This window comes from Cupriavidus sp. SIMBA_020 (genome assembly GCF_046535395.1).
In the GTDB taxonomy this organism is placed as follows: domain Bacteria; phylum Pseudomonadota; class Gammaproteobacteria; order Burkholderiales; family Burkholderiaceae; genus Cupriavidus; species Cupriavidus campinensis.
The window spans coordinates 1-250 of the sequence record NZ_JAWRWU010001251.1 but is presented as its reverse complement, the minus strand read 5'-3'; the positions used below and the strand labels follow the sequence as shown (position 1 = coordinate 250).

Genomic DNA, 250 nt, shown 5'->3' with positions numbered 1-250 from the left:
CACGCTTTCAACTACTAAGCGATGGCAAGCCGGTTGGCGAAGGGATTGAAATAAGTATTTTAAAAGGAGATACACGCTATCGTAATACTCGTGGTGAGATTAAAGTAACCACAGATAAAGACGGGTTTTTCACCAGCACTTGGCAACAGCCTGGTTTATACCTAATCGAAACGTCTCAAAAAGTAACCGTCAATGAAGCTGGCGTAGACGTAGGTCGCTATGCACTATTTACAACCCTCGAAGTAGCACC

General features: G+C 44.0%; 1 protein-coding gene. It reads left to right on the top strand.

The window, feature by feature from the left end; translation table 11 throughout:
• On the top strand, nt 1–250 hold a 250-nt coding region (locus tag SB751_RS33515), incomplete at both ends, for a DUF4198 domain-containing protein (RefSeq protein ID WP_410749435.1).